The organism is Mesorhizobium sp. M0166 (assembly GCF_040322255.1).
Classification (GTDB): Bacteria; Pseudomonadota; Alphaproteobacteria; order Rhizobiales; family Rhizobiaceae; genus Mesorhizobium.
This window is the reverse complement of record NZ_JAMYTD010000034.1, coordinates 12363-38859: the sequence shown is the minus strand read 5'-3', so window position 1 is coordinate 38859 and position 26497 is coordinate 12363. Positions and strand designations below refer to the sequence as shown.

Here is a 26497-nt window from a genome sequence, read left to right as displayed (position 1 = left end):
TCGAAGCAGCCCTGGGCTGCTTCTACCAGGATCGCTGTCTCAGGCGACAAAGCCGAGGCGCGCGGCAGCCATGGCGCCGGTCTGACCAGGCATGGTGTTGGCCAGACGCTGGCGCTCGAGCGCGGTCGTCAGGTTCATTTCGCGGCGGGCAAAAAGGCGGGCAAAAAGCTTCATGATCATCTCCATTCGGTTGCTCAGACGGGTCGCCTTCGCTTGATGGAGTGGGGCAGCTCGTTGTAGATGATGATATAGGCTTACGTGAGGGGAATCTAAATCGCAAAAGCGAAGCACTTGATATGAAAAGCGACACGGAATGCGACAAATTTGGGCATTCTGCCCAGGATTTTCGATTATTTACAATGTGTTGATTGCCTGTGCGGGCTGCTATGCGACTTGCTCATATGCGGCATGCGACGGCGACATGGCTCGGGAAAATCATTTGAATGCAAATAAAAAGACCTGCCGGGCTGATCTGCGCGGCAGGCCTTCAGCTGTTGATACACACGGTTTACTTTGCTCCAGCCCAAGATCCCACACCATGGCGAGTGCCGGTCTTGGCATCGGCAGCATCGGGCCAGCCGATGTCCTTCTGCAGTTCAATCGGCAGCGCGCGGATAGCGCGTTCCGTCTGGTAGCGGGCGCGGGCCTCGCTGAACTCGGTCGCGATCCGACCGATAGATGACAGGATAGACATCTCATTCTCCTTCGCGTTGGGCCGGGTTGTCCCGGCGCTTGCAGCGTCAGGCGGTACACCGGGTTTGTTTCAGCTTCATTTCGTGTCGATTGCAGGTCCGTGTCATGGTTGTTTCAGGACCACTTCCACGCGTCTTGCCTTCGATGGAGTTGACTATCCTCCCAAACTGATGTTCAATCAAACGAAATGGAATGATGGTTTGCATCAGAAAAATTGAAGGTCGCTTCCCATGAACGCCCCACTCAATCATCCGCTGCCACTGCTCGATCTCGACGTTCTGCGCACTTTCGTTGCAATCGCCGAGACCGGCAGTTTCACCACTGCGGCCAATGCGGTCTTCCGCACGCCGTCGGCCGTCTCCATGCAGATCAAGAAGCTGGAGGATATTCTCGGCCGCTCGGTGTTCGCGCGCGATGCCCGTTCGGTGACGCTGACCACCGATGGCGAGATGCTGCTCGGCTATGCGCGCCGGCTGCTGTCGATCAATCGCGAGGTGGTGTCGAAGTTCATCATCCCAGACATTGTCGGGGTGGTGCGGCTCGGCTCGCCGGATGATTATGGCGAACGTGTGCTGCCGCATGTGCTGAAGCGGTTCGCACAATCGCATCCATCGATCGCGGTCGACGTCACCATCGACCAGAGCGTCAATCTGCGCCGGCGCATGGACGACCGGGCACTCGACATAACGCTGCTCACCAACTCCTACAAGACCAGCGCGGTCGGCGCCGAAGTGCTGCTCACAGAGCCGATCGTCTGGGCCGGTGCCAAGGGCGGTTGCGCGCATCTACGCGAGCCGCTGCCGGTCTCCTTGTGGGAAGAGGGCTGTGCCTGGCGGGCAGGGGCATTGGAGGCGCTTGGCCGCGAGGGCCGCAACTACCGTATCGCCTATATGAGCGCACACACGGCCGGCCAGCGCGCCGCGATCATGGCGGATCTTGCAGTCGCGCCGCTGCCGAAATCATTCCTTGGCAGCGACATGGTCGAGTTGTGCCCGAAGGACGGCATGCCTGACATCGGCACCTACAATCTCGCCATGGTGGTGACGCCGGACGCCAGCGCGCCGGTGAAGGCAGTCGCCGATCATATCCGCGCGACGTTTGAGATGTTCAGGGAAACTGGGAAGTTCTGAACTGAGAGCTATGACCTGAGCGGCGCAACCAGATCGCGAGGGGTTCCGTCGCGATCTGTCCTCTGCAGCGACAACTCTCCTGCCTTGGCGTGGTAACGCTCAGTCTCGTTGGTCAAGAAGGCCACTATACTGTCCCGCGCGCGTCGCGCCTCCGGCATGTCGATCAACGGCCAGACATGGAACATGCCTTGCTCGTGGACGACCTCAATTTCCACGCCGGCCGCGCGCGCCTTTTCCGCGAAGATCAGATTGTCGGGGGTGAGCAGATCGCGTGAACCGGTCAGCAGCAGCGTTTTGGGCAGCACCGACAGGTCGCCGTAAACCGGGCTGATGCGCCAGTCGGTGGGATCTATGCCGGCGCTGTAAAGCCGGATCGCCTCGCGGCCGCCGGCAATGCCCAGCCATGGATCGTTGCGTTCAGCCTCATACGTTTCTGGGTTGGCGAGCGACACGTCGAGGCCGGGCGAAATCAGTACGTGGCGCGATGGCAAGGGCAGGCCGTCTTGCGCAGCCATCATGGTCAGCACGACGGCCATATTTCCGCCGGCGGAATCGCCCATGAAAATGATGTCATTCGCCCTGGTTTCGCCGAACATCTGGCGGTAGACGGCGCTGACCATGCCGAACATGACGTGAAAATCGTGTTCGGGAGCAATGGGATAGATCGGCACGGTGATACCGAACCCGAGACGGTCGGCCATGTCGGCGATCAGCCGCCAATGATAGGGTGTGATTTCAAAGACATAAGCGCCGCCGTGCAGGTAGAGAATCCGCCTCCGCTCACCAGCCTGGGGAGCGATCTCGTAGACGGGAAAGCCGTTGATCGTGCGGGTCGTGATCTCCAGGCGTGACTGCAGCGACGCAGGCGGCTGATGGTTTTCCGTCTTGCGCGCATAGGCGATCCAGCGCTGTAGGTTCTCGGGGCTGGAAAACGCCTTCTTGCGGCTGTACCTGAGGACGAACGACACGACGTGGCTTTTGAGACTGGGCATGCAGATACACGGACTTCGGCTGAGCCGACTAAGAGAACCCCCGACTATTTCGAAGATTGTGTCGCCACCAAAAAAGTCAAGATTTATGCAATCTCAACACGGTGGTTTGATCCCGGCCGGCGACAAAGCGTCCGGCCCATGAAGTCGCTGGCCCACCGGCGCAGCTCAACGCCGGGACAGTAATGCGGCGCGCAGCCAATTACTGATGGCAGCCGGAGCCGCATTGCGGCTCCGGCGAATACCAAGCAGCTTGCATTTGTCGATGAATTTCATCCGCGCTGCACGCCCCATCCGACCGAAAGCGGCGACACCGGCCAGCCAATGTCCTTCTGGATCTCAGGCGGCAAGCTGTTGAGGATGCGCAACGACTTGCGCGCTTCGCGTGTTTTCTTGAAGGCCGCACCATAGCGGCCGAGGCTTTCGAACATCGACATCTTGATCTCCTTGGAGCGTTGCGGTGGCCGAAAATTGTTTCCGCCTGCCGTTCGATACCGGTTAAATGCTCCGCCTATGTATCTGGCGGATTTCACGAAAACGCGATTTCGTTTCCAGATCAGTGCGATCTGGAAACATTTGCATACAAATGAAAATGGAAGGTCTGACAGCCTAGCGGAGGCGAGTCATCCCCGCCCGCGCCGCGCGGCGTGGCCTTCGCGCGAACGCCGCCGCGGGGCAGCGTCGCCGGCAATGCCGTCCTCGCTGACGGTCTTGCGGGGTGGCAGTTTCACCGCCGCTGACAGCTTGGGGAACGGGTCGATCTTGTTCGGGAGCGCCATGGCATAAACGAAATGTTCCTGGAATTTCGGCTCCAGCGCCGTCTCGATCTTCTCGATCCTGCTAACGGTTTCCTCGATCTCGCGGCGATAGCCACGGTTCAAGAGCGCCATGCGGGCGCCGGCGCCGGCCGCATTGCCAACGGCCGAGACCTTGTCGAGGTCGCAATCCGGAATCAGGCCCAGCACCATTGCGTATTTCGGGTCGATGAACGAGCCGAAGGCGCCGGCGAAGTGGATGCGGTCGACGTGATCGGTGTGCTGCTTTTCCATCAAAAGCTTGGTGCCGGCATAAAGGGCGGCCTTGGCAAGCTGGATAGCGCGCACATCAGTCTGGGTGATGGTGATCTTGGGCTCGCCTTCCTTCAGCACATAGGAGAAGGTGCGGCCGTTGGCGACGACGCGAGACGAGTTGGCGCTCAGCGATCCATCGACGACGCCGTCCTCGGAGATGATGCCGGCGAGATACATCTCGGCGACCACCTCGATGATGCCCGAGCCGCAAATGCCGGTGACGCCGGTCGCCTGAACGCTGTCGAGGAAGCCCGGCTCGTCGGACCAGAGTTCCGAGCCGATGACGCGGTATTTCGGCTCAAGCGTTTCAGGATCGATGCGGACGCGCTCGATGGCACCCGGTGCGGCGCGCTGGCCACCGGAGATTTCCGCACCCTCGAAGGCTGGGCCGGTTGGCGAGGAGGCCGCCACGACCCGCTGGCGATTGCCGAGCACGATCTCGGCATTGGTGCCGACATCGACGATCAGCATCATCTCGTCCTGGCGGTGCGGGCCTTCCGACAGCGTCACCGCGGCAGCGTCCGCGCCGACATGGCCGGCAATGCAAGGCAGCATATAAAGCCTGGCGCCCTGGTTGAGCTTCAAGCCGATATCCGATGCTTTGATGTGCACCGCGCCGGAGATGGCTAGCGCGAAGGGGGCGCCGCCGAGCTCGGTCGGATCGATGCCGAGGAACAGATGATGCATGATCGGATTACCGACGAAGACGGAATCCAGGATGTCATTGCGCTGGACGTTGCCTTCGGTGCAGACCTTGTCCACAAGCCCCGAAATGGCCTCGCGCACGGCGACCGTCATGCCTTCGCGGCCGTCCGGGTTCATCATTACGTACGAGACACGGCTCATCAGGTCCTCGCCGAAGCGGATCTGCGGATTGGATGTGCCCGACGAGGCGGCGACGCGGCCCGACAGCAACGACACCAGATGCATGGCGATGGTGGTCGAGCCGATATCGCAGGCAAGCCCGTACGCCTCGTTCTTGAGGCCGGGCCACAAAGCGATGACCCGCGCGGTCTCGCTGTCGGTGTCCTTGTGGATGGCGGCGGTCGCGGTCCAGTTGCCCTTGCGCAAAATGCCTTGCACCTGCGGCAACAGATGGAAATCGAAATCGAGGCTCTTGAGGCCCCAGTCCTTCATCAGCGCGATCTTCAGGCGGTCGAGGTCGCCGAGCGGCTTGTGCATGTCGGGTTCTTCGATCTCGACATAGCACATGCGGATTGCCGCATCGCGGGCGATGACCCTGGTGTCGGCGTCCTTGCGGATGGTCTGCGCGTTGATGACGGTGTCCTGCGGCACGTCGACGACGAGATCGCCGAGGATCTGCGCCGAGCAGGACAGGCGGCGCCGCTCGGGCAGCCCACGCACGCGCTCGTAGCGCTCTTCCTTCGCGCCCTTGGGCGAGATGTGGTCGTTGGAGGAAACGATCTTGTGCTTGGCGAAATTGCCTTCCTGCACCTCGATCTGGCAACGCCCGCAAGTGGCACGCCCGCCGCACACGCTCTCGACATAGACACCGAGCTGGCGCGCGGCATCCAGCACCGGTGTGCCGACCGGAAACCGGCCGCGCTTGCCGGACGGCATGAACAGCACGAGCGGATCGGTGATGTTGACGGGAGAGTTCATACGTTCCAGACTTTACTTTCTACGCTGCTCGGGTCTTGGCCACGGCAGCTATGCCGCTGTGTTTCGGTTCCTCCCCAGTCCTAAGCCCATATCGTGTCGGCCAAGCCATGGCTCAACCCCGGGCCATCCGCGCTTCGCGGCCGCCGCGCCTGCGTCCGCCATTGCCATTGCCGTCACCCGGCGCGTTGACCTGTGTCCGCGCGGCAACGGCCTGGCCGCCTTCAGCAGGCTTGTAGTCCTTGTAGGTCCTGATCCAGTTGGTGCAGTTCTCGTCGGTGCCGTTCAGCACGTTGGCGCCGCGCACCGCTTCCATTTCCTGCGGCCGCACCGGGTTCATGATCGCCGAGGTCATGCCGGCGCCGATCACCATCGGGATGAAGGCGGCGTTGATGCCGTGACGGTGCGGCAGGCCGAACGAGATGTTGGACAGGCCGCAGGTGGTGTTGACCTTGAGTTCCTCGCGCAGCCGGCGTAGCAGGGCAAATACCTGGCGCCCGGCATCGCCCAGCGCGCCGATCGGCATGACCAGCGGGTCGACGACCACATCATGCGCCGGAATGCCGAAGTCGGCACAGCGCTGAACGATCTTCTTGGCGACGGCGAAGCGCACATCGGGGTCCATCGAAATACCGGTCTCGTCGTTGGAAATGGCGACGACCGGGACGTTGTATTTCTTGATCAGCGGCAGGATGGCTTCGAGCTTTTCCTCCTCGCCGGTGACAGAATTGACCAGCGGCCGGCCCTTGGCAACCTTCAGCGCCGCTTCGATCGCGGCAGTCACCGAGGAGTCGATCGACAACGGCAGGTCGACCAGGCCTTGCACGATCTCCAGCGTCTGCACCAGCAGCGCTGGCTCGGTGGCGTTGGGATCGACTGCGGTGACGCCGGCATTGACGTCGAGCATGGTCGCCCCACAGGCGGCCTGCTCCAGCGCATCCTTGATGACAGTCTCAAAATTGCCGGCGATCATTTCGGCGGCCAGTTTCTTACGGCCGGTCGGGTTGATGCGCTCGCCGATCACGCAGAAGGGCTGATCGAAGCCGATGATGATTTCTCGTGTCGCCGAGGCGACGATGGTCCGGGTCATGAAATCTCTCCATCGTGATATAAAGAGTTCTTTATATCGTTATCTGTTTCTGATCAAGCGAATGCTGACGATTCGCGCTGTCAATGCGCGGTCTTGACCATATCGACCTGGGTTTCGGTGAGGTCGTCATGCAGTATGTGGTCGAGCCGGTCGGCAACGAGCTGGTCGTCGCGGCGGATTTCGCGCTTCCACGGCCGGCGGCCCTTCAGCACGCCGGATTCATCGACGATCTCGGCGACATACTCTTCCTGGCGGTAGGCCATCACATGGACACCGGACACACCGGGAATTTCCTTCACCTCATTGATGATGTCGATGCAGAGCTGCTTGCCTTCCTTCTTCTGATCCAGAGCGCCTTCCAGGCGCTTGACGATCTGATCGGGAATGTGAATGCCCGGCACATTGGAGCGGATCCATTTGGCCGTCTTGGCCGAGGCCAGCGGCCCGACGCCGCACAGGATGAAGCATTTCTCGGTATAGCCGAGATCGCGGACCTTCTGCATGTAGGCGCGGAACATCGGCACGTCGAAGCAGTACTGGCTCTGCACGAACTGCGCGCCGGCGGTGATCTTCTTGCCCAGCCGATAGGGACGGAAATCGATCGGCGGCGCGAACGGGTTGATGGCGGCGCCAAGGAAAAGCTGCGGCGGCGTCGTGAGTTTGCGGCCGGACAGGAATTTTCCGTTGTCGCGCATAATGCGGCAGGTTTCGAGCAGCGACATGCAGTCGAGATCGAACACCGGTTTGGCGCCGGGCTGGTCGCCGGCCTGCACGCCGTCGCCGGTCAGGCACAGCATGTTGGCGACACCCATCGCTGCACCCCCAAGCACGTCGCCCTGGATGGCGATGCGGTTCCGGTCGCGGCAGGCGATCTGCATGATCGGGGCATAGCCCATGCGGGTCAGCAACGCGCAGATGCCGACCGACGACATGTGGCAGTTGGCGCCGGAAGCGTCGACGGCATTGATCGCGTCGACCCAGCCGTCGAAAATCCTGGCGCGGTTGTAGACGTCTTCCGGATCGGCGCTGTCGGGCGGATTGAGCTCGGTCGTCACTGCGAACTCGCCGCGTCGCAGAACCCGCTCAAGCCGGCCGCGGGAGGTGTGGCCGGGCAGGGGATCGAGCGGCAAATGGATGCCGGCCGGATTCTCGTCTGGCTGGCGGCCGATCATGCCGACGCTCCGGTGTTGGTAGTGTTGTGGGCCGCATTGCGGGCGGCCGCGGCCTGCGCGGTCACCCGCAGCCAGGCGGAAGTTTCGCGCAAGGACTGATCCACCGGCTTCTGCACGTCCAAAATCTTGTCGCCATGCACCATGTTCCGCGAGCCTTCCCAGGCCTTGACCCAGACGCAAGGCATGTCTGGCTCGACCTCGCAATTGCCGTTGGCGCGGACACCGCCGCAAGGGCCGTTGCGCAATTGCTTGGGGCAGTTCATCGGGCACGACATGCCGGTCGAGGATAGGATGCACTGGCCGCACATGCGGCAGTCGAACATGAATCCCTTGACGCGCTTCTCGACGAATTTCACCGGCCCTTCGACACGGCTGTAGCCGATGCCCTTCCATAGCGGGTGGAGAGTCAGGAACATGTCGGCAAACCTGGCGTAGAACCATTCGAGCAGCCGCGAATGCCGCACCGACCAAAGCCGCACAGCAAACGAGCGCTGCACGCGCCGCTGCGGCGACACGTCGGCCGGCTTGTAGTCGGATTTCGGCGCCGCGTTCTTGACGATGGTCGCCTGGGTCACGCCGGCTTGAGCCGTCGTCGCCGGCATTGATTGGGGATCAGACATTTTCTTTGCCGCCCGCCTTGACCAGAGCGACCAGCCGCTCACGGTCGTATTTCGCGTCAAGTTCCTGAAGGGCTTTCTCGGCCTCGGCTTCAAGATCGTCACCGACCGGGATGGGCTCTGCCTTGCGCCATTCGGCAAGATAGTCGTCGGTGCCGCCGGCGCCGGTGCGCATGGCGCACATGTCGATCGCCTCGGTGAAGCGCAATGGCAGTTCGCGCTTGGCGTTCTGCCGGCCCTTCTTGACGATGACCTGGGCGGGGATGTCGCGCCAGTAGACGACGATCAGATCGGCCATGAATTCCTGCTCCTGGAGAGCGCCGCGCGTCCAATCGGACGCACAAACGATGCTCTACCACCTAACTCTGCTGCGTCGTACTTTCGAGGATCGATTCCGATCTTTTGGGCCGATGCAGTGGTTTCGAGCATTGCCGGAAGCGCTGTTGGGCTGCTTGTTATGGGACGACGCGGGGGCCTTCAAAAACGACGCAATCGACGGCGGCGGCTGAAAGCGGAGTCTTTCAGCACAGGTCAGCCGGCGCGGCCATCGAAGCTGCGGACCAGCTTCCCGTGGAAGCGCACGTAACCTCGTTCGGTCGTGCGTAGATGCCCCGCGACGATCTCATGGAAGCGCGGCAGGCTGTGGAAGGGAACGGCCGGATAGGAATGGTGCTCCGAATGGTACGGCATGTTCCAAGCCACGAAGCGCACCAGCCTTGTGGTGAAGGTAGTGCGGGTGTTCTCGAGCATGTTGGCGACGTGCGGGCACAACGCGTGCTCGGCCAGCAGGTAGGCCCGCAAAAACGGCTGTCCGATCAGCACCGGCACGATCCAGACCCACAACAGCAGCGCCGCCTGCGCGGCGAGCGATGCGGCCAGCACCACCGCATAGCCGATCAGGAACAGCCGTGCTTCGGCAACCACCTTGCCGCTGCCCTTTTCCGGTACAAAGCCGTCGCGGTTGCGGCCAGCCGCGTTGGTAGCGACCACGCGGCCCATGGCGATCCAATAGGGGCCGCCGGACAGATAGCGCAGATACTGGCTGACGGTCTCCGGCTTCGGCGCCATCAGTTCGGGGTCGTTTTCCGGGTCGTGCGTATGGCGGTGATGGGCGAAATGGAAATAGCGGAACCATGCCGGCGGCAGCAGGATCAGGAAGCCAGCCACGGCGGCAACAGCGCGATTGAGCCACGCCGTCCTGAACGCCGTTTCATGGATGGTCTCGTGCAACGGCGTGAAGAAGAAGACGATCAGGATTCCCTGCGGCAAGACGAGAAGCGGCCAGAACGGGATGCGGGCGGCGATCAGCGCGCCCAGCAGGATAACCAGCCCGCCATGGACGGCCAGCCGGACGATGCCTGGCCGGTCAAGCCTGGCGGTGAGGTCGCGACGATCCTCGACTGAAAGGCCGGCAATGATGGTGCGGTGGTCGATGTCGCTCATGATGCAATGTTAGTGGCGGGTGGCTGTCCGGTAAATCGGCGCGTCACCAGACGCCGTTCCTTATCCCGGTCCAGAAATAAAACCAGACCGTCGGATGATACCATTGTTTCGAAGGCAGGCCGGGATCCACCGTGCCGAGCTTGCCGGCCAGCGCATCCCTGACCGCCTCGACGCAGATATCGCGCGAGAACGCCGCCTGCCGCAACGCGTAGCTTGAAATCGTGTCGCCCGGCTGCGGTTTGCCACGCGCCTGCCGCAGCACGCCGCCAGTGTCGACGCCGGCGTCGACGAGATGCACGGTGGTGCCGAAGTTTTCCGCATCGCCTGAAGCCAGCGCCCAGTAGCCGCCGTTCATGCCGCGGTATTTCGGGGCGATGCCGGCATGGTAGTTGAGGACCGGGCAAGGGATTTTTGCCAGCGTCTGCCGCGACAGCAAGCGGCAGCCGGCGAGCAGCACCGCACCCGGCTGGATTTCCGCGATCGCCTGCAGGCATTCCGGCGCGTTGGCCGACGGGACGTGGATGATCTTTTGCCCATGCTTCGGTTCGGTTTGTAGCTTCTGCTCGGCGGCAAGCCGTGCTGCGTGGCCGGCGAAGAAGCGCTTGCCGAGGCGCGTCAGCATCATCGTGCCGAGTTGACCGATGGCCGAGGCCCAGCCTTGCCGCCGCGCCCGCCCGAGAAGCAATTGCTTTTTGGATTCAGGAGCTTCGAGGATGACGCTGACCGGGCCAAGTTGATCGGCGACGGCGTTGACGATCGCCCAGATATGCGGGCCCCCTTCGGTGACAACGACGATCGGCTGATGGTTTGTTTTCGACCGTGCCATGCTGCGCGACCCCCGCAAAGACCTGTTCTTTTGCGCGCGAATGCTAGGTCGACCGGGTTAACCCTTGGTGATCGGAGGGCTCAGCGCTTGAATTCGAGGATGTCGAGCTTCGATTCGTAGTAGGGCGCCGGGAACTCGATGCGCCATTCGCCGGCGCTGTTGCGGAAGGCATAGCCGACCTGATCGCTTTCCGGGCCGCTGCCGTAGGGCTTTGCCGGATCGTCGTTGACGTAGAAGGAACCGAGATAGATCGCGCGTTTCTCGCTATCGTCGAAGAAGCGGCCCTTGGTGCGCTGCGAGCCGGTGATCTTTTCCAGTCTCCAGCCGGAACCGTCGTCGCTCACCTTGCATTTGAACCAGCCATAGATGACGAGCGGGCTCAACCCACCGGCCTTGATGGTGCGGCATTGCCAATTGCCGGTCAGGTCCTTGTCGGAGAAGGGAACCAGCGGCTTTGCCAGCAAGGCGTCGAGTTGCTTGACCTCGGCGGGATCGCCGGCCTTCGCCTCGTCAAGCGCTGCCTTGCGCGTCTCGCCATATTTGTCGAGCCGCGCCTTGTCGGCAGCGGTTATCAGCTTCTGCACCTCGCCATCGGCGAGCGCGGGCAGGGCAAAGCAGAAGACAACTGCTGCGGCAGTGATGAGGCGAACGATCATCGGTGGCGTTTCCCTTTTGACGGCTGGAGCAGCCTGTTTTCTTGTCTGGCGCATACCTTAATGTTTCGCCACGCTCTGTCATCCGTGCCTGAGCATCGACAGCAGAAACGAGGTGGAAAAGAATGCGGATCTTGCTGACGGGATCGTCCGGTTGGCTGGGCAGCGCCTTGGCGCCGCGCCTGCGGGCCCTCGACCATGACGTCATCGGCCTCGATCTCGTTCCGTCTTCGGAAACGCCAATCGTCGGCTCAGTCGCCGATCGCGACCTGGTCATGCGGACGGTCGAGGAGAACCGCGTCGGGGCCATCATCCATAGCGGCGCGCTGCACAAGCCTGACATCGAACGTCATCGCAACGAGGATTTCGTCGAGACGAATGTGCGCGGCACGCTCAACCTGCTCGATGCGGCAGCAGCTTTTGGCGTTCAGCGCTTCATCTTCACCTCGACGACATCGCTGATGATTTCCCAAACCATCCGCACCGGCTTCACCGGCGGGGCGCGCAGGGCGGCATGGCTGACGGAAGACATGTCGCCTGAACCGCGCAACATCTACGGCGTCACCAAGCTTTCAGCCGAACACCTCTGCCGGCTCTATCATTTGCAGTTCGGCCTGCCGGTGATCGTGTTGCGCACCGCCCGGTTTTTTCCCGAGGCGGACGACATGGCTCATGTGATCGAACAGTCGGACGCCAACACCAAGGCCAATGAGCTGTTGTTCCGCCGGCTGACGGTGGAGGACGCAGCCGACGCCCACATTGCTGCTCTGGAGAAAGCGCCGCAATTGGGCTTCGACATCTTCATCATTTCGGCGCCAACACCGTTCCAGCCCGACGATTGCGCGGCATTGATCGCCGACGCACCGTCGGTTGTCGCACGCTATTTTCCGGATTATCCGGTGCTCTACGCGAAGAAAGGCTGGACGATGTTTTCGTCGATCGACCGGGTCTATGATGCTTCGCGAGCGAGGGACCGGCTGGGTTTCGTCTGCAAGACGAGCTTTGCCGATGTGCTGGCGGCGCTGGCCACCGAATAGAAGCGCAGCTATTGTCCCGAGTGTTCTGCGGAGACGTGTGCGTGGGTATTACGATCCATTTTGAGGGGCAACTGCGCGGCGCGGAGCAGTACGCTGCGCTGTTGCAGGAAGTCGAAGCGTTTGCCATCGCTCGAGACTGGCGATTTCGGCCGATAGACGAGTCCGAAATGGTTCTCAACCGGGTCATCGACGAACGCAGCGTGGACTATATCGGCCCGGTCATGGGGATAGAATGCCTGCCGCATCCCAAGTCGGATCGCCTACGGTTCGAGTTCGACAGGGACCTCTTCATGCAGCAATTTTGCAAGACCCAGTTTGCCGGATCGGACGCGCACATCGAGATCATTGAGTTGCTTCGCAAAATTGCTCCTCTTTTCCACAAGTTCGACGTCTTTGATGAAGGCGAGTACTGGGAACTGGGCAACCGCTCAATTCTGCAGGCCCACCTCGACACTATCGAAGCCTTGATTGCAGAGGCGTTGCGCAAGGACCCGACAGCAAGGGGGCCGATCCGGTTTGACAACGGCCGCGTTGTCGATTTCGTGTCGGATCCGCAATCCGAGAGCAAATAATCCGAAGTCGGGCGCTTAACGGACTTCTTCTGGATACGAGGCCACCCGCGCGAGTTCGCCAGTCAGGTCACCATAGCCGGTCGAGCGCCGCTCATAGGCGAGGCCGAGCATTTTCGCCGCTTTTTCGGCGACCTTGTCGAGTTCCGGGTCGTTGGTCTGAGCGATATAGATCAGCTTCTCGTAGTTGCCGAAATAGTCCTTGATCAGCTCCGGGTGCTTGTCGAGGCCGAGCGGCTTCATGAAGAATGCATCGAATTGCCGGCAGAGGAAATCGGTCATATAGAACGACATCATGTCGTCATCGGCGACCTTCGCATAGGCATCCATGCCCTGGTAGAAGGCAAAGCAATGCGGCCCGGCCATGCGCTCAACGCCATGCTTCTCGCAGACCCGATCGAGCAAGCCACCCGTGCCGCAATCGGCATAGCCGACGAAGATGTGTTTGTAGCCGTCCGCCCTGGCCTTGGCGATTGCCTTGTCCATGGCCGGCGCGATGCGGTCCGGATAGAAATGAAACTCCGCCGGCAGGCAGGTCAGGTCGAGATGGTCGAGCCCGAGCTGTTCCTTGACCGCCAAAATTTCGCGCGCAATCATCCCGCAGGCGATGACGAGCAGCCTGTCGCCTTGATCGGATTGTTGTTTTCGCGCGGTAGTCATGGAACGAGTCTAATCCATCTTCGTTGCTGTCCAGCGAATTTATATCCTGAGGGAGACACCATTCATGAAACTGTTCCGCGTTGCGCCAATCGCTATTCTCGCCTGCGTCCTGGCTGTTTCGGCCTGCGCCAACACGGTGCGCGGCGTCGGTAAGGATATCAAATCCACTGCGAAGGCGGTTGACGATACCGTCAAGAAACCCTGATCTGCACGATTTCAAACATTTGGGAATAAAAAAGCCGCACTGCAAGGCGCGGCTTTTCTCGTCGGTGCCGAATTTATTGACTCAGGCCGAAGCGCGGACGTTGTGCTTGCGCTTCATGAAGTCCTTGGCGGTCTCGACCGCCACCGCGGCGTCGCGGCAATAGGCGTCGGCGCCGACGGCTTTGCCGAATTCCTCGTTGAGCGGCGCGCCCCCGACCAGCACGACATAGTCGTCGCGAATGCCCTTTTCCTTCATCGTATCGATGACGACCTTCATGTAAGGCATGGTCGTCGTCAGCAGCGCCGACATGCCGATGATGTCGGGCTGGTGCTTTTCGATGGCATCGAGATATTTTTCGACCGCATTGTTGATGCCGAGGTCGATGACATCGAAGCCGGCGCCTTCCATCATCATGCCGACCAGGTTCTTGCCGATGTCATGGATGTCGCCCTTGACGGTGCCGATCACCATCTTGCCCTGCTTCGGCGCGCCGGTGGCGACAAGCAGCGGACGCAGGATGAACATGCCGGCCTTCATCGCGTTGGCCGACAGCAGCACTTCGGGAACGAACAGGATGCCGTCGCGGAAATCCTCGCCGACGATGCGCATGCCTTCGACCAGAGCCTCGGTCAACACCTTGTAAGGCGCCCAGCCGCGCTCGAGAAGGATATTGGTGCCTTCCTCGATTTCTTCCTTCAACCCGTCATAAAGATCGTCGTGCATCTGCTGCACCAACTCGTCGTCGGAGAGTTCCGAAAGGATGATCTCGTCGTCGGCCATTTTTTCTCAGGCTCCTTGCCGGCTACAACTATCGCGGCAGCTTAAAAATATCGCGTCAATACCTAACCCGCACGGGCCGGTTGTCCATAGCTGATTTGCGACTTCCCGCAAAACGAAAGCGACCGTAAATCTCTTGGAATTCTTGTCGATTTTGCGACAGGCGTTGGCGCTGGCGGGCCGTTTCGAATAGGGTGCATGGCTACGATCCGGCCAGAGACCGCAATATGCGGCCGCAAACGGATTTCAGGCCGGTACAAGAGCCCGGCCGGAGTAAATCAGGCCAGAACGAAAGCCAGGGAAGAACGATTATGAGTGAGAACGCGCCGGTCGATCAGGAAGCGTCAAACGCACGGCGCGGGCGCGCTGCCAGCGGTGGCGCCGCCGCCCGACGGGCTGCGCGTTCGGGCGGCGGCCCCGGCACCCAGCTCACCTATATCAAGCGCAAGATCAACGTCTATGAGGTGCTGGACGAGGAAGGGCTGGCGCTGATCGAAAAGAACACCGACACGGTGCTGGAAGAGATCGGCATCATCTTCCGCGACGACGCCGAGGCGCTGCAGCTTTGGAAAGAGGCGGGCGCCGACGTCAAGGGCGAGCGGGTGCATTTCCCCAAGGGCCTCTGCCGCTCGCTGTTGAAGACCGCTCCGTCCGTCTATACCCAACACGCCCGCAATGGCGAGCGCTCGGTGCAGATCGGCGGCAACGCGACAGTGTTCGCGCCGGTCTATGGACCGCCCTTCGTGCGCGATCTCGACGGCGTCAGGCGCTATGCGACGATCGAGGATTTCCGGAATTTCGTGAAACTCGCCTATATGGCGCCGTCGATCCACCATTCGGGCGGCACGGTTTGCGAGCCGGTCGACGTGCCGGTCAACAAACGCCATCTCGACATGGTCTACAGCCACATCAAATATTCGGATAAACCGTTCATGGGCTCGGTAACCGCGCCCGAGCGCGCCGAAGACACGGTGGCGATGGCCAAGATCGTATTCGGCGACGATTTCGTCGAGAACAACACGGTGCTGACCAGCCTGATCAACGCCAACTCGCCGATGGTCTTCGACGAGACCATGCTGGGGGCGCTGAAGGTTTATTCGCGCCATAACCAGGCCTGCATCGTCACGCCGTTCATCCTTGCCGGTGCGATGAGCCCGGTGACGGTCGCCGGCACGCTGACCCAGGTTTTGGCCGAGGTTCTGGCGGGAGCGTCGTTCACACAGCTGATCCGGCCCGGTGCGCCGGTGCTGTTCGGCACCTTCGCCTCGTCGATCTCGATGCAGTCGGGCGCGCCGACCTTCGGCACGCCGGAGCCGTCGCTGGTCTCCTATGGCGCCGCACAGCTTGCCCGCAGGCTCGGCCTGCCATTCCGCACCGGCGGTTCGCTCTGTGCTTCAAAAATCCCTGACGCGCAGGCGGCCTATGAGAGCGCCAACACGCTGAACTCGACGATCCTCGCCGGCACCAACTTTGTGCTGCATTCGGCCGGCTGGCTCGAGGGCGGTCTCGCCTCCTGCTACGAAAAGTTCATGATGGACATCGACCAGCTCGGCATGACGCAGAAGTTCTCCGAGGGCGTCGATCTGTCGGAAAACGGCCAGGCGATGGACGCCATCCGCCAGGTCGGCCCGGGCAGCCACTATCTCGGCTGCGATCACACCCAGGCCAATTTCCAGACCGCGTTCTATCGTTCCAACATCGCCGACAACAATTCCTACGAGCAATGGCTGGCCGAAGGCGAAAAAACCGCGCCGCAGCGCGCCAACGAACTCGCCCGCCGCTGGCTGGAGAGCTACGAGGCGCCGTATCTCGATCCGGGCATCGACGATGGGCTGAAGGACTTCATCGCCAGGAAGAAGGCGTCGATGGCCGACGCCTTCACCTGAAAGGAGCCCGAATCAGGCGGGGCTAAAGTCGCCAACATCATCCACAAGGAAGTCTGGCGGAGTGCCTTCTCCGATCCGGACAAGAAGGGATGATCCCGAGCGCGGCATGACTGAAACAATCGCGGCTGCGCTTTCCGCCCACGGCCTTATGCTTCGCGGCGGCTTCAATTTTGCAGGCGCTGAGGAAACGCCTTCCGGTTTCTCCGGCGCTGCCGCCAGATCCGTTCTGCTGGTGGGGCAGGCGGGTGCCGCACCTTGGCCGCACTTCCTGCGCTGGCTGGAGAAACAGTCACAGCCGATCGCCGATCCGCTCGACAGATGGTCGCGCGAAGTGATCGGCGCCGTGGCCGAAAGATTCGGGGCACGCGCGGTGTCGCCGTCCGACAGGCCTTATCTGCCGTTCCAGCAATGGGCGATGCGTGCGGAGGGGCTGAAGCCGTCACCGCTCGGCATTCTCATGCATCCGCAATACGGGCTCTGGCATGCCTATCGCGGCGCGCTGCTGTTCGAAGACGAAATCGCGCTCCAAGAACCCCGCGACGTGATCCACCTTTGCGACACATGTGTCGCAAAACCTTGCCTGAAATCCTGTCCGGTCGAGGCCTATTCTGCGGATGGTTTTGCACATGAGACCTGTCTGGCCCATGTGCGCGGGCAAAACGGCATGCCTTGCCGCACCGGCGGCTGCCTCGATCGCAACGCCTGTCCTTACGGTACCGATTATCGCTATCCGGCCGAGGTTCAGGCCTTTCACATGGCAGCATTCGCGCGTCTGTAGCGTCGCCGAATGCCGCACGAAATCTTGAAGCAGATCGCCTCATTACAGCTTGCCGCGACGGTCACCGCGGGTATCTATCGCACGTCAGATCAACGGAGCGGATGATGGCCACGCAAGCGATGCAGATCAAGACAAGCGACGGCATTGCCAAGGCCCGGCTGTTCCGTTCGGCGGCCCCAGCCAGGGCAGCGATCATCCTCTACATGGACGTTTTCGGTCCGCGACCGGCGCTTGATCAGATGGCGGAGCGGCTTACGGGCGAGGGCTATGCGGTGCTTGTGCCGGACCTCTTTTACCGCAATGCGCCCTACGGTCCGTTCGACCCCAAGACTGCGTTCGGCGACGAGAGGAGCAAGGCCGCCATCACAGGTCTCCTGGGCGGCACGACCCAGGAGATGACGATCCGCGACAGCGGCGCGTTCCTCGATGCACTTGCTGCGCAAGGCCTGGCCGGGCCGGTTGGCATTGTCGGCTACTGCATGGGCGGGGCGCGGGCGCTGAACGCGGCGGCCAGCTATCCCGACCGCATCGCCGCCGCGGCCAGTTTTCACGGCAGCAATCTGGCCGGTGACGCAGCCGACAGTCCGCACCGGAAGGCCGCCTCGCTCAAGGCAAGGATCTATATCGGCACTGCCGGTGTGGACCGCAGCTTTCCGCCGGAGCAATCGGCGCGGCTGGCCGAAGCACTGCGCGCCGCCGAGGTTGATCATGTCATAGAGAACTATGCCGGCATGGCGCATGGCTGGTGCATGCCGGACCATAGTGCCTTCGATGCAGCCGGCGCCGAACGCCATTGGAAGCGGCTGACGATGCTGTTTGCGGAGACGCTCGGCCAAGGCATGCCAACCATTACGACGTGATTGCCCGCCAAAAAATTCTTTCCATCGCCCCAAGGAACCGCCATTAGCCTTCGTCCAACAGGCAAATGATGGCGATGATGCTGGACGAAAGCGAAGCCTCCGACGCCGAACTGATCGGGCGGGCGAAGGGCGGAGACAGGGGTGCTTTCGGCAAGTTGCTCGAAAGGCACTATGGTTTCGTCTATCGCGCCGCCTATCGTTGGTGCGGGAAAAAGGCCGACGCCGAAGATATCGCCCAGGAAGTCTGCGTCCGGCTCGGCCGCGCGATCCGCGACTATCACGGCAGTGGTGCCTTCACAACGTGGCTCTACACCATGACGCTGAATGCGGCGCGCGACATGATGCGCAAGACCGCCCGCGACACTGCCAAGACCGAGGCGTATGGCGCCTATGCGCTGATTTCGGGAGAAATCTCGGTAGAGCCGGAAGACCCAGCCGAGGCGCTCTGGTCAGCGGTGCGCAAGCTGCCGGACAAGCAGCGCGATGCGGTGCTGCTGGTTTATGGCGAGGGGCTGAGCCACGCCGCCGCCGCCGAGGCGATGGCAATCTCGGAGGCAACGGTTTCCTGGCACATCCATGAAGCGAAGAAACGGTTGAAGACGCTAATGCGTTCAGCCGGGGAAGTGTGACCATGGTCGACGACAATCAACTGAACAGGCTGCGCGATATCGCAGCACCGGCGCCCGACGCCGATGCAAAGGCGCGTGCCCTCGAGGCCGCGCTGCGCGCCTATGACATGGAAGAAAAAACTTTGCCGGCCGCCCAAGGATCGGTGAGCGGGTTTCGTCTCACAGAGCGAGCACAAAGGCTCTGGAGCGAAATCATGCAAAAGAAACTCTTCGCCACGCCGGCTATTGCCGGGCTCGTTGCCCTGCCGATCGCCGGATATGCCACCATCTACATGTTGGGGGAATCCAAATTCGGCGGGCCCAAATTCGGCGGGGACGATAAGATCACCGAAACGCTGGCTGACAAGCCGGCGACCGTCAAACCGCCGGTCGTTGCCGAAGCGGACAAGCAGAAGAAGGCGGACGCCGACAGTGAAAGCCGCGACACCGGCGAGGCGCTTGTGGCGCCGACATCGCCGCCGAAAGCGAAATCGACCGCAGTCGGCGGGTTGACGCAGCAGGACGTGCTCAGCCGCAATGCTCCCGAACCGGCGCAGAGTGGCGGCGCAAGCTCCGCGGCTCCGGCAGTCGATGGTGGCGCGCGGGTCGGACGCATGCCTGGCACAGTTGCCGAGTCCAAGCTGATGGCACAGCAGCCCGCCGCTGCGCCGGCCGACCAGATGCTGCCGCAAGAGGAAAACCACGACCGCATCGAGGATTTCAAGACCAATCCGGTGCACGCCGCACTCGAAGATCCGGTCTCGACGTTCTCTATCGACGTCGACACCGCTTCCTATTCCTTCGTGCGGCGCTCGCTGAAGGAAGGTTTTATCCCGCAGGCCGATACGGTGCGCGTCGAGGAGATGGTCAACTACTTCCCCTATGACTGGAAAGGCCCGGACTCCGCCTCGACGCCGTTCAACTCGACCGTCAGCGTCATGCCGACGCCGTGGAACGAGCACACCAAGCTGATGCATGTCGCCATCAAGGGTTTCGACGTGAAGCCGGCCGAGCAACCCAAGGCCAATCTGGTCTTCCTGATCGATGTGTCGGGCTCGATGAACGAGCAGGACAAGCTGCCGCTCCTGCAGTCGGCCTTCCGGCTGCTGGTCAACAAGCTGAGACCTGACGACACCGTCTCGATCGTCACTTATGCGGGCGATGCCGGTACCGTGCTGGAGCCCACCAAGGCTTCGGAAAAGGACAAGATCCTCGCTGCCATCGACAATCTGACATCCGGCGGCTCGACGGCAGGCGAGGCCGGCATCAAGGAAGCCTACAGGCTGGCGCAGAAATCCTTCGTCAAGGACGGCATCAATCGGGTGATGCTCGCCACCGATGGCGACTTCAATGTCGGCCAGACCGACGACGACGACCTGAAGCGGCTGATCGAAAAGGAGCGCAAGACAGGCGTATTCCTGTCGGTGTTCGGCTTCGGCCGCGACAATCTGAACGACCAGATGATGCAGACCATCGCCCAGAACGGCAATGGCACCGCTGCCTACATCGATACGTTGGCGGAGGCCGAGAAGGTGCTGGTCGAGGATGCCTCCTCGACGCTGTTCACCATTGCCAACGACATGAAGATCCAGGTCGAGTTCAACCCGAGCAAGGTCTCGGAGTATCGGCTGATCGGCTACGAGACCCGTGCGTTGAACCGCGAGGATTTCAACAACGACCGGGTCGATGCCGGCGAGATCGGCTCAGGTCATTCAGTCACCGCGATCTACGAGATCACGCCTAAGGGCAGCGGCGGCGAACAGATCGATCAGCTCCGCTACGGCCAGGCCTCGGTGAACAATGGCGGTGTTGCCAATGCCGACGAATATGCCTTCGTCAAGATCCGCTACAAGCTGCCGAACGAGGACACTTCGAAGCTGATCACCACGCCGGTGACGTCAGCCAACGAGGTGGCGTCGTTCGACCAGGCCAGCACCGACCAGCGTTTCTCCGTTGCGGTCGCTGCCTTCGGCCAGAAGCTGCGCGACGAGGATGCGACCGCGAAGTTCGGCTACGACAAGATCATGGAGATTGCCACCGCCGCCAGAGGAGCCGACCCGTTTGGATACCGGTCCGAGTTCCTCTCGCTTGTGCGCCTTGCCTCGGCGCTCGGCGGTAACCGGTAGTGGCAATGACGGCCGGTTTCTTTCAGATGGGATCGTTCTGATAGGGGGTGCCGGCCAACGGGCGGGTGAGGCAGGCCGGCGAGGGAAACCTTGCCGGCCTTTTTCGCGCTGCACCGCCTCGCGCGGACCGCGTCGCAGACGAAAGTGTCAGGCCCGTCCGCGGCGCCGTTCGCGGCGGGCTTCGCTGGTCTCGGCGACGTTGACCGTCGCCTGCTTATTGCGCATCGGGCCAATGCGTTCGACGATCTGCTCGACGGTCGGGCGATCCGACTTGGTGTGCGCATCGAGCGCCTTGCGCATGGCGGCAAGGTGCTGGAACGAGGTGCCGCAGCAGCCGCCGACGATTTTGGCGCCGGCATCGACGGCTAGGCGCACATAGTCGGCCATCAGCTCCGGTGTGCCGGAATAGTAGATCTCGGCGCCGCGAAATTCGGGAATGCCGCAATTACCCTTGACGATCACCGTTGCTTCCGGCTTCGCCTCGGTCATGTCGAGCAGGGAGGCGAGAATGTCGGAGGCGCCGACACCGCAATTGGCGCCGACCCCGAGCGGTGTCTGAGACAGGCCATCGACGACGCCGTGGATGTCCTTCGGCAGCAGTCCCATCATGGTGCGGCCGGCGGTGTCGAAGGAGCCGGTATAGGTATACGGCAGGCCGACGCGGATGGCAGCTTCGGCGGCGGCGCGGATTTCGTCTGGCGCCGACATGGTTTCGATCCAGGCGACTTCGGCGCCGCCGGCCTTCAGCCCCTCGATCTGCTCGGCAAAGGCCTCGACCGCCTCGTCATAGGTCATGGCGCCGAGCGGCACCAGCAGTTCGCCCGTCGGGCCGACGGAGCCGGCAACGATCACCTTGCGGCCAGCGTTTTTTGCAACGGCGCTTGCGATCTCGGCGGCGCGCTTGTTCAGCGCGTAGACCCGGTCCTGCGCATGGTGCAGCTTCAACCGGTGACGAGTGCCGCCAAAAGAGTTGGTCAGGATGATGTCGGCGCCGGCATCGACAAAGTTCTGGTGCAGGCTGGTGATGGTGTCGGGCGCGGTCTCGTTCAAGAGCTCGGGAGCCTCGCCGGCCTCAAGGCCCATTGCGAACAGATTGGTGCCGGTGGCGCCGTCGGCGAGCAGGACGCCCTTTTCGGCAAGCAGAGCGTCGATCGGATTGGTCATGTGAAATACGCCTTCCCGGAAGAATACTGAGATAAGGATATAAAGAATTCTTTATGTGCCGTCAATGTCGGCACGGAGAGCAACCGGTCAAAATCGCATCTCCGCCAGCTTTCGTGTGAAGCTGGCCGCCTCATGCGCGTTGACCCCCGCGGCGCGGATCAGATTGTCGAAATGGCTGGTCAGGATGCGGATCGGCTGGGTGGCGTTCAGCACCAGATACATGTCGCCGACGTAAATGGCTGCGCGATAGGGCCCGAAGATGGTGTAGGGGATCGAATAGCGCATCCGCCCATCATAGAGAAACAGGCGGAAGGTTGGATAGAGGTCGTCGAGCAGCGTCGCCATGTGCAGGAGTTGCTGGTGGCGGTCGGCCTCCGGAAAGCGGTCCCACACGCCCAGCCCGCGCGCGAAGATCTCCAGCGTGTGGCGCGGCATACAGACTTCCATGTCGGTTTCGGGCCGTCGGTTGTAGTCGATGCGGTATTGCGTTTCGCCGGCCTGTGCCTCGCGGCTCTTGTTGGCGATGACGGCTTCATAGTCGACAAGCGCCTCGGTGCGCAGAAGATCGGGAATGCCGGCCGGGACGTAGCGGATTTTCGTTCCCGCCGCCTCGGCATGCCAGCGAGCCAGCAGCGTGCGGTCGAAGCCGTCCGGCGCCTCCTCGATCTCAAGGCTCTCGCGGATTTCACCGGTGACGCCCTCGTCCTGGCTGAGGCCGAGCAGCCAGTCGAGCGAGACTTTGAATTCGGCGGCGATGTTGAGCAGCGTTTCGGCGCGGGGAAGGCGGGTCGAGGCGCCGGAGAGCAGCTGTGACAACGCCGAACGGTCGATGCCAACCGCGGCGGCGAAGGCCGACTGATTCAAATCGGACCTTGTCAAGAGCATTTTCAGGCGCTCGCGAAAGATCGTCGACAGGTCGCGCTTGTCCAAATCGCCATCCCATTCGATGGGAGGAAAAATTTGCGCTGAAGCCGCGAACGCGGAGCTTCAGGCGTAAATGAATCCTGTGCGTTGTTTACAATGCATAACATATGCAGCTGAAAATGCGCAATCGCAACAGTTTGTGCGCTTTATCGCGTTGCAGCAATGCAACGCTCCTGACACAATGTTGTCAGGAATCAAACGGGTTCCGGCGACTGGAAGGCAGTGGTCGATAGCATGACGAGCACGGGCAATAGGCGACACGGCGCAGCGGCCATCGAATGGCCGACCGTGTTTCTCGCATTTTTCTGCTACGGCGGCTGGCTCGCTACCGGCTTTCTGCTCTGGCCCTGTTACCCGCTATTGGCGCTCGCCCTTCTGGCCCTGATTGCGGCGCTGCAATCCTCGCTGATGCACGAGGCCCTGCATGGCCACCCAACCCGGAACGCGCGCCTCAACGAAGCCTTTGTGTTCCTGCCGATTGGGCTTGTCTGGCCGTTTCGCCGGTTCAAGACCATTCACCTGCGCCACCACGCAGACGAGCGCCTGACCGATCCGCTCGACGATCCCGAAAGCTATTACAAGGCGCTCTGGCAGCACGAGGAGCTGCCGTCGGCTATGAAATTCCTGCTGAAGGTCAATAACACGATGATCGGGCGTTTGGTGCTCGGTCCGTGGCTTTCCTGCATCGGCTTTTTCATTGACGACGCCAGGCAGGTTGCCGCGGGCGACAATTCCATCCGTAAGGCATGGCTGCTGCACGCGATCGGCCTCGCCGTAGTGTTGCCTGTCGTGCAGTTCGGCTTCGGCATGCCGTTATGGCTCTACATACTGGTGCCGGTGTGGCTTGGGCAGTCGCTGATTTCGATCCGCACCTACGCCGAGCACCAATGGTCGGAACATCCGGAAGGCCGCACGATCATCGTCGAGCGCTCGCCGCTGTCCTTCCTGTTCCTCAACAACAATCTGCATTTCGTCCATCACAAGACCCCGACGGTGGCCTGGTACAGGCTGCCGAAACTGTTTCGCGACCGCCGCGACGAGTGGCTGCGGATGAACAATGGCTACGCCTATCCGAACTATTTCGCGCTGCTCAGGGCCTATGCCTTCAAGGCGAAGGAGCCGGTCGTCCATCCCGTACTGCGGCGCATGCCGGAACCGGGCCGTGCATTCAAGCCGCGCGTCAGGGCACGCAGCCTCAATGGACTTGGCAGCGCACCGGTACCCGCCGAGCCGCCGAAAGAATGATTCTTGCGTTGTTGCAGGCGGTTCCGCGCGGACGACGCTTTCCTGAACTTGTCAATTTCCCGCATAACGGTCAAATCCCCGGCATGAGCGAATTCATTGCGGCTTTGCCGATGTACGACTGGCCGGAAGCGCGGGACGAGGTCGACGCGCAATGGGCGCGGCTGCGCGATCTTTTCAGACAAAAAGGCATCGATGCGCCGGAGACGATCATCCGCCGCAATGGCGATTTGCCTCCAGTGCCTGGCGGTATCCGCGACGATCAGGGGAAACTCATTGCGTCCGATCCGGCGACATTGCCGCCGGACGAGCTGGATTTTCACCGGCTCTGGCTGCACCCGGCGCTGCTCTTTGCGCAAACCTGCTGGGGACCGATGGAACTCGGCCTGTCGCAGCGTGTCCAGCTCGTCGGCCAGCCGCGTTACGACGCTTTCGAAGGCGGACAGGGCGAACTCTATTCGAGCGCCATCGTCATGAGGGCGGGCGAGGCACACCCGGCAAGGTCGCCGGCCGACGGCGGCGCCGTCATTCCGCTCGATCTGCTGCGCAGCAAGCGTTTCACCTTCAACAGCCTCGATTCCATGTCGGGCATCATCGCGCCAGCACGCGACCTGCAAGCATTGGGCGAGAGTTTGGATATCTTTTCCGGGCTGAGCGAGAGCTGCGGGCACCGCGCTTCGGTCGTTGCTGTTGCCGAGGGCAGGGCAGATGTGGCGGCGATCGATTGCGAGAGCTGGGCGCTGGCGCAACGTTTCGAGCCTGCGGCGCAGAAGGTGACGGTCGTCGGCTGGACAAGGCGGCGCAAAGGCTTGCCGTTCATCACGGCCAGGACGACGCCGGAAACGATCGTCGCCGCGATGCGCGAAGCGATCGCCGCGTTCACGTAAAGCGCGTCGCGTTCGGTCGGCCTCATGCGACGCGCTTAGATTCCTGTTTATGCATGTCGTTATCGCAAAACCGTGGCACACCCTCGGGTCAAGCCCGAGGGCATGCTTTTGCGCGACATGCATTAGCTTCGCTCAGCCGCCAAGCAGCCGATTGTCGAGCGGGTAGGTCGAAAGCTTCTCGCTGCCGGTCTCGGTGATCAGGATCTGTTCTTCGATCTTGACGCCTTCGTAGCCGCCAAGCCGGCCGATATAGCTCTCGACGCACAGCACCATGCCAGGTTCGAGCATTCCGTCGGGCGTGTCGTCGGTCCAGTCGCTAGCATGCGGCAAAGTCGGGTATTCGTCGGCAAGGCCGACGCCGTGATAGAGCACCCCGTAACGGGCCGGGAAGCAATCTCCCGGCGGCACTGACGAGCGCTCGACGAGGCCGCGAAACGATACGCCCGGCCGCATCAGCTCTGTGTTGTAGGCGATCTGGTCGGCGGCGATGCGGAACAGGTCGCGCTGCTCCTGCGACGGCGGCGCGTCACCGCAAAGCCAGGTGCGCGAAAGGTCGGCGCAGAAGCCGTAAGGACCGATCAGGTCGGTGTCGAAAGCGACGAGCTCGCCGGCCTCGATCATCCGCGACGAGCACTCCTGGAACCATGGATTGGTGCGCGGACCTGACGACAGGAGCCGGGTTTCGATCCATTCGCCGCCGCGTGCGATGTTGCCGCGATGGAGTTCGGCCCATAATTCGTTCTCGGAGATGCCAGGCCTCAGCGCCTGCTCCATCGCGCCCATCGCCGCCTCGCAAGCGACGATCGCCCGGCGCATGGCGAGGATCTCGTCGGATGATTTTATCAGCCGCGCATTTTCCATCACCGCATCGCCATTGCCGGTCGAGATGCCGAGACGAGCGAGCTCTTCGATGCCCTCGGGATTGATGTGATCGACTGCGATACGGCGATTGCCGCCGCCGTGTTCCAATACCAGCTCGGCGATGCCGGCTGCCCAGCGGCGGACTTTCTGACCGGTCAGCTCGCCGCTGTAGAGGTAAGCCCACGACACCGCCGGCCGAACCTCGTCGACGACGCCGGAATGGTCGGAAAGGTGCTCGCAGGAGAAATAGTCGAACAGCACCACCGGGCCATCGGTGGCGACGAAACAATGTCTGGTCCGATTGTGTGCCACCCAGAGCTGCATGTTGGTCGCATCCGTGGCGTAGCGGATGTTGACCGGATCGTAGAGCAAGGCTCCTGCATAGTCGCGGCGCTTCAGCTCGGCGCGGATGCGCTCGAGCCGGTATCGGCGCATAGCGGGCAGGTCAGGAGCAGCAATGCCCGCCGCCTGCCATTCGGCTTCCGCCAGCGCTCCATAGCCCAGCGCATGCTGGTTGAGTTCAGCGGCCTTCAGCCGCGATTTCTTGCGCAGCACATCTTTCGAGCCGTCCGGCTCGAACGGCATGATCTTGCGGTGATGACGGGGCCGG

The 26497-nt window shown here is 61.9% G+C and carries 28 protein-coding genes; 11 read left to right on the top strand and 17 right to left on the bottom strand.

Annotated elements, in window-relative coordinates:
• Positions 1–39: 39 nt before the first annotated feature.
• Together NKJ46_RS26805 and NKJ46_RS26800 are read right to left on the bottom strand one after the other, a co-directional pair.
• A complete protein-coding gene (locus NKJ46_RS26805; protein WP_013894968.1) occupies positions 40–174 on the bottom strand; it encodes a hypothetical protein in 135 nt (44 codons plus the stop codon).
• Positions 175–508: 334 nt separating this feature from the next.
• Positions 509–694, bottom strand: coding sequence for a hypothetical protein (locus NKJ46_RS26800; RefSeq protein ID WP_292654847.1), 186 nt, complete (start codon positions 692–694; stop codon positions 509–511).
• Between the two features lie 229 nt (positions 695–923).
• Here NKJ46_RS26800 and NKJ46_RS26795 point away from each other — a divergent pair, with 229 nt between their 5' ends.
• On the top strand, positions 924–1823 hold the full coding sequence (locus NKJ46_RS26795; RefSeq protein WP_352668892.1) for a LysR substrate-binding domain-containing protein: 900 nt from the start codon (positions 924–926) through the stop codon (positions 1821–1823).
• 8 nt (positions 1824–1831) lie between these two features.
• Here NKJ46_RS26795 and NKJ46_RS26790 read toward each other — a convergent pair whose 3' ends face one another.
• The 10 genes from NKJ46_RS26790 to NKJ46_RS26745 all read right to left on the bottom strand — a co-directional run bounded on the left by NKJ46_RS26790 (position 1832) and on the right by NKJ46_RS26745 (position 11306).
• A complete protein-coding gene (locus NKJ46_RS26790) occupies positions 1832–2815 on the bottom strand; it encodes an alpha/beta hydrolase (protein ID WP_352668891.1) in 984 nt (327 codons plus the stop codon).
• Positions 2816–3084: 269 nt separating this feature from the next.
• Complete coding sequence (locus NKJ46_RS26785; RefSeq protein WP_352668890.1) at positions 3085–3249, bottom strand: hypothetical protein; 165 nt, start codon at positions 3247–3249, stop codon at positions 3085–3087.
• 186 nt (positions 3250–3435) lie between these two features.
• Entirely contained in the window at positions 3436–5505 is a 2070-nt protein-coding gene (locus NKJ46_RS26780) for an ASKHA domain-containing protein (protein WP_352668888.1), read from the bottom strand.
• A 112-nt stretch (positions 5506–5617) separates the two neighbouring features.
• Positions 5618–6592 (bottom strand): methyltetrahydrofolate cobalamin methyltransferase, encoded by a 975-nt coding sequence (locus NKJ46_RS26775; RefSeq protein WP_023676516.1) that lies wholly within the window; start codon positions 6590–6592, stop codon positions 5618–5620.
• Between the two features lie 80 nt (positions 6593–6672).
• The gene (locus NKJ46_RS26770) at positions 6673–7764 is read right to left on the bottom strand and encodes a methylenetetrahydrofolate reductase (RefSeq protein ID WP_352668886.1); all 1092 of its coding nucleotides are present in this window, start codon (positions 7762–7764) and stop codon (positions 6673–6675) included.
• Positions 7761–8384 carry a methylenetetrahydrofolate reductase C-terminal domain-containing protein gene (locus tag NKJ46_RS26765; RefSeq protein WP_352668884.1) on the bottom strand — a complete coding sequence of 208 codons (624 nt, stop codon included), beginning with the start codon at positions 8382–8384 and terminating at the stop codon, positions 7761–7763. The genes NKJ46_RS26770 and NKJ46_RS26765 overlap by 4 nt, the downstream gene beginning before the upstream one ends.
• The gene (locus NKJ46_RS26760; RefSeq protein WP_352490721.1) at positions 8377–8679 is read right to left on the bottom strand and encodes a virulence factor; all 303 of its coding nucleotides are present in this window, start codon (positions 8677–8679) and stop codon (positions 8377–8379) included. Before NKJ46_RS26760 ends, NKJ46_RS26765 begins: the two co-directional genes overlap by 8 nt.
• Positions 8680–8912: 233 nt before the next feature.
• Complete coding sequence (locus tag NKJ46_RS26755) at positions 8913–9824, bottom strand: fatty acid desaturase (protein ID WP_352668882.1); 912 nt, start codon at positions 9822–9824, stop codon at positions 8913–8915.
• Positions 9825–9867: 43 nt separating this feature from the next.
• Positions 9868–10650, bottom strand: a complete 783-nt coding sequence (locus NKJ46_RS26750) for a formyl transferase (RefSeq protein WP_352668880.1) — start codon at positions 10648–10650, stop codon at positions 9868–9870.
• An 80-nt stretch (positions 10651–10730) separates the two neighbouring features.
• Complete coding sequence (locus NKJ46_RS26745) at positions 10731–11306, bottom strand: DUF4893 domain-containing protein (protein WP_352668878.1); 576 nt, start codon at positions 11304–11306, stop codon at positions 10731–10733.
• 122 nt (positions 11307–11428) lie between these two features.
• Here NKJ46_RS26745 and NKJ46_RS26740 point away from each other — a divergent pair, with 122 nt between their 5' ends.
• Both NKJ46_RS26740 and NKJ46_RS26735 read left to right on the top strand, forming a co-directional pair.
• The gene (locus tag NKJ46_RS26740) at positions 11429–12340 is read left to right on the top strand and encodes an NAD-dependent epimerase/dehydratase family protein (RefSeq protein ID WP_352668875.1); all 912 of its coding nucleotides are present in this window, start codon (positions 11429–11431) and stop codon (positions 12338–12340) included.
• A gap of 41 nt (positions 12341–12381) precedes the next feature.
• A complete protein-coding gene (locus NKJ46_RS26735) occupies positions 12382–12912 on the top strand; it encodes a hypothetical protein (RefSeq protein WP_352668873.1) in 531 nt (176 codons plus the stop codon).
• Positions 12913–12927: 15 nt separating this feature from the next.
• Here NKJ46_RS26735 and NKJ46_RS26730 read toward each other — a convergent pair whose 3' ends face one another.
• Complete coding sequence (locus tag NKJ46_RS26730; protein WP_352668871.1) at positions 12928–13569, bottom strand: DUF1638 domain-containing protein; 642 nt, start codon at positions 13567–13569, stop codon at positions 12928–12930.
• 64 nt (positions 13570–13633) lie between these two features.
• Here NKJ46_RS26730 and NKJ46_RS26725 point away from each other — a divergent pair, with 64 nt between their 5' ends.
• Positions 13634–13774 (top strand): EncA/B family entericidin, encoded by a 141-nt coding sequence (locus tag NKJ46_RS26725; protein ID WP_352668869.1) that lies wholly within the window; start codon positions 13634–13636, stop codon positions 13772–13774.
• Between the two features lie 81 nt (positions 13775–13855).
• On the opposite strand, the gene NKJ46_RS26720 is transcribed toward NKJ46_RS26725, so the two are convergent.
• Positions 13856–14554 (bottom strand): cobalamin B12-binding domain-containing protein, encoded by a 699-nt coding sequence (locus tag NKJ46_RS26720; protein ID WP_023676506.1) that lies wholly within the window; start codon positions 14552–14554, stop codon positions 13856–13858.
• A gap of 308 nt (positions 14555–14862) precedes the next feature.
• Between NKJ46_RS26720 and NKJ46_RS26715 the strand changes: the two genes are divergently transcribed.
• The 5 genes from NKJ46_RS26715 (at position 14863) to NKJ46_RS26695 (ending at position 20809) form a co-directional block, all read left to right on the top strand.
• Complete coding sequence (locus NKJ46_RS26715) at positions 14863–16437, top strand: trimethylamine methyltransferase family protein (RefSeq protein ID WP_292654762.1); 1575 nt, start codon at positions 14863–14865, stop codon at positions 16435–16437.
• 106 nt (positions 16438–16543) lie between these two features.
• Positions 16544–17215, top strand: a complete 672-nt coding sequence (locus tag NKJ46_RS26710; protein WP_352668866.1) for a hypothetical protein — start codon at positions 16544–16546, stop codon at positions 17213–17215.
• 104 nt (positions 17216–17319) lie between these two features.
• Positions 17320–18075 carry a dienelactone hydrolase family protein gene (locus tag NKJ46_RS26705; protein ID WP_352668865.1) on the top strand — a complete coding sequence of 252 codons (756 nt, stop codon included), beginning with the start codon at positions 17320–17322 and terminating at the stop codon, positions 18073–18075.
• A 68-nt stretch (positions 18076–18143) separates the two neighbouring features.
• A complete protein-coding gene (locus NKJ46_RS26700; protein ID WP_352668863.1) occupies positions 18144–18704 on the top strand; it encodes an RNA polymerase sigma factor in 561 nt (186 codons plus the stop codon).
• A gap of 2 nt (positions 18705–18706) precedes the next feature.
• Complete coding sequence (locus NKJ46_RS26695; protein ID WP_352668861.1) at positions 18707–20809, top strand: vWA domain-containing protein; 2103 nt, start codon at positions 18707–18709, stop codon at positions 20807–20809.
• A 147-nt stretch (positions 20810–20956) separates the two neighbouring features.
• Here NKJ46_RS26695 and bmt read toward each other — a convergent pair whose 3' ends face one another.
• Together bmt and NKJ46_RS26685 are read right to left on the bottom strand one after the other, a co-directional pair.
• Positions 20957–21973: a betaine--homocysteine S-methyltransferase gene (gene bmt, locus NKJ46_RS26690; RefSeq protein WP_352668858.1), complete on the bottom strand. Its 1017-nt coding sequence runs from the start codon at positions 21971–21973 to the stop codon at positions 20957–20959.
• A gap of 87 nt (positions 21974–22060) precedes the next feature.
• Positions 22061–22903 (bottom strand): helix-turn-helix domain-containing protein, encoded by an 843-nt coding sequence (locus NKJ46_RS26685; protein WP_352668856.1) that lies wholly within the window; start codon positions 22901–22903, stop codon positions 22061–22063.
• Between the two features lie 228 nt (positions 22904–23131).
• Between NKJ46_RS26685 and NKJ46_RS26680 the strand changes: the two genes are divergently transcribed.
• Positions 23132–24142 carry a fatty acid desaturase gene (locus tag NKJ46_RS26680; protein ID WP_352668855.1) on the top strand — a complete coding sequence of 337 codons (1011 nt, stop codon included), beginning with the start codon at positions 23132–23134 and terminating at the stop codon, positions 24140–24142.
• A gap of 83 nt (positions 24143–24225) precedes the next feature.
• On the top strand, positions 24226–25026 hold the full coding sequence (locus NKJ46_RS26675; RefSeq protein WP_352668852.1) for a phosphate/phosphite/phosphonate ABC transporter substrate-binding protein: 801 nt from the start codon (positions 24226–24228) through the stop codon (positions 25024–25026).
• 132 nt (positions 25027–25158) lie between these two features.
• Here NKJ46_RS26675 and NKJ46_RS26670 read toward each other — a convergent pair whose 3' ends face one another.
• Positions 25159–26472 carry a M24 family metallopeptidase gene (locus NKJ46_RS26670; RefSeq protein WP_352668912.1) on the bottom strand — a complete coding sequence of 438 codons (1314 nt, stop codon included), beginning with the start codon at positions 26470–26472 and terminating at the stop codon, positions 25159–25161.
• Positions 26473–26497: the final 25 nt, after the last annotated feature.

Excerpts from the sequence above, each read along its gene's own strand:
- NKJ46_RS26755 (WP_352668882.1), bottom strand. The coding sequence starts at position 9,824 with ATGAGCGACATCGACCACCGCACCATCATTGCCGGCCTTTCAGTCGAG.
- NKJ46_RS26715 (WP_292654762.1), top strand. The coding sequence starts at position 14,863 with ATGAGTGAGAACGCGCCGGTCGATCAGGAAGCGTCAAACGCACGGCGC.
- NKJ46_RS26745 (WP_352668878.1), bottom strand. The coding sequence starts at position 11,306 with ATGATCGTTCGCCTCATCACTGCCGCAGCAGTTGTCTTCTGCTTTGCC.
- NKJ46_RS26730 (WP_352668871.1), bottom strand. The coding sequence starts at position 13,569 with ATGACTACCGCGCGAAAACAACAATCCGATCAAGGCGACAGGCTGCTC.
- NKJ46_RS26805 (WP_013894968.1), bottom strand. The coding sequence starts at position 174 with ATGAAGCTTTTTGCCCGCCTTTTTGCCCGCCGCGAAATGAACCTGACG.
- NKJ46_RS26680 (WP_352668855.1), top strand. The coding sequence starts at position 23,132 with ATGACGAGCACGGGCAATAGGCGACACGGCGCAGCGGCCATCGAATGG.
- NKJ46_RS26795 (WP_352668892.1), top strand. The coding sequence starts at position 924 with ATGAACGCCCCACTCAATCATCCGCTGCCACTGCTCGATCTCGACGTT.
- NKJ46_RS26725 (WP_352668869.1), top strand. The coding sequence starts at position 13,634 with ATGAAACTGTTCCGCGTTGCGCCAATCGCTATTCTCGCCTGCGTCCTG.
- bmt (WP_352668858.1), bottom strand. The coding sequence starts at position 21,973 with ATGACCAATCCGATCGACGCTCTGCTTGCCGAAAAGGGCGTCCTGCTC.
- NKJ46_RS26700 (WP_352668863.1), top strand. The coding sequence starts at position 18,144 with ATGGCGATGATGCTGGACGAAAGCGAAGCCTCCGACGCCGAACTGATC.
- NKJ46_RS26790 (WP_352668891.1), bottom strand. The coding sequence starts at position 2,815 with ATGCCCAGTCTCAAAAGCCACGTCGTGTCGTTCGTCCTCAGGTACAGC.
- NKJ46_RS26800 (WP_292654847.1), bottom strand. The coding sequence starts at position 694 with ATGTCTATCCTGTCATCTATCGGTCGGATCGCGACCGAGTTCAGCGAG.
- NKJ46_RS26770 (WP_352668886.1), bottom strand. The coding sequence starts at position 7,764 with ATGATCGGCCGCCAGCCAGACGAGAATCCGGCCGGCATCCATTTGCCG.
- NKJ46_RS26670 (WP_352668912.1), bottom strand. The coding sequence starts at position 26,472 with ATGCCGTTCGAGCCGGACGGCTCGAAAGATGTGCTGCGCAAGAAATCG.
- NKJ46_RS26675 (WP_352668852.1), top strand. The coding sequence starts at position 24,226 with ATGAGCGAATTCATTGCGGCTTTGCCGATGTACGACTGGCCGGAAGCG.
- NKJ46_RS26760 (WP_352490721.1), bottom strand. The coding sequence starts at position 8,679 with ATGGCCGATCTGATCGTCGTCTACTGGCGCGACATCCCCGCCCAGGTC.
- NKJ46_RS26750 (WP_352668880.1), bottom strand. The coding sequence starts at position 10,650 with ATGGCACGGTCGAAAACAAACCATCAGCCGATCGTCGTTGTCACCGAA.
- NKJ46_RS26740 (WP_352668875.1), top strand. The coding sequence starts at position 11,429 with ATGCGGATCTTGCTGACGGGATCGTCCGGTTGGCTGGGCAGCGCCTTG.
- NKJ46_RS26765 (WP_352668884.1), bottom strand. The coding sequence starts at position 8,384 with ATGTCTGATCCCCAATCAATGCCGGCGACGACGGCTCAAGCCGGCGTG.
- NKJ46_RS26785 (WP_352668890.1), bottom strand. The coding sequence starts at position 3,249 with ATGTCGATGTTCGAAAGCCTCGGCCGCTATGGTGCGGCCTTCAAGAAA.
- NKJ46_RS26720 (WP_023676506.1), bottom strand. The coding sequence starts at position 14,554 with ATGGCCGACGACGAGATCATCCTTTCGGAACTCTCCGACGACGAGTTG.
- NKJ46_RS26780 (WP_352668888.1), bottom strand. The coding sequence starts at position 5,505 with ATGAACTCTCCCGTCAACATCACCGATCCGCTCGTGCTGTTCATGCCG.
- NKJ46_RS26710 (WP_352668866.1), top strand. The coding sequence starts at position 16,544 with ATGACTGAAACAATCGCGGCTGCGCTTTCCGCCCACGGCCTTATGCTT.
- NKJ46_RS26775 (WP_023676516.1), bottom strand. The coding sequence starts at position 6,592 with ATGACCCGGACCATCGTCGCCTCGGCGACACGAGAAATCATCATCGGC.
- NKJ46_RS26705 (WP_352668865.1), top strand. The coding sequence starts at position 17,320 with ATGGCCACGCAAGCGATGCAGATCAAGACAAGCGACGGCATTGCCAAG.
- NKJ46_RS26695 (WP_352668861.1), top strand. The coding sequence starts at position 18,707 with ATGGTCGACGACAATCAACTGAACAGGCTGCGCGATATCGCAGCACCG.